This window comes from Vibrio sp. 2134-1 (assembly GCF_033339495.1).
Map to the genome: position 1 here is coordinate 1 of NZ_JAWOUS010000688.1, position 591 is coordinate 591.

General features: G+C 42.5%; 2 protein-coding genes. Both read left to right on the plus strand.

The window, feature by feature from the left end:
* A partial coding sequence (locus tag R7R78_RS27970) for a L,D-transpeptidase family protein (protein ID WP_225474834.1) occupies positions 1-331 on the plus strand: 331 nt, incomplete at its 5' end.
* Between the two features lie 182 nt (positions 332-513).
* On the plus strand, positions 514-591 hold a 78-nt coding region (locus tag R7R78_RS27975), incomplete at its 3' end, for a twin-arginine translocation signal domain-containing protein (protein WP_225474835.1).

The window sequence follows — 591 nt, forward strand, 5'->3', positions numbered from 1 at the left end:
TGCGTTGGGTTTGTACAAATTCAACATGCCGAACCCACAAGCCATATATCTACACGACACGCCGAGTAAAAACTTGTTCCAACAAGATAGAAGGGCCTTTAGCTCGGGTTGTGTTCGAGTAGAAAACGCCGATCAACTTGCAGAGCTTCTGTTCAAAACTCAAGGTTTGGAAGAGCGTTTAGAGAAAAAGCGGGAAAGCGCTCGTTCATCAACGACTTCGGTGCCACTAGGGGAACGTATTCCGGTACACATCATCTACCAAACAGCTTGGTTGGAAGAAGGTACGCTGTATTACCGAGATGACATCTACAAATACGACCATCAAGGCTAAGCCTGCCATGGCTCGTAAATTTAAGAAAATTTACAATTCTAAAAAATCGTTTTCTGTTCAATAAGTAAACAAAAAATTCAGCGCGACTTCGATATTCCGGACCAATTTATGCATTTGACGAGATAAATTGGTTTCGGTATCGTCCGCTTTCTTTGTTTAGTAATTGAGCAGTGTTTTTGTTTATGGTAAGTCGTAATTTTTCTCGCCGTGATTTCCTTAAAATGACCGCTGGTGGTGTCGTACTGGCGTCTGCAATGCCT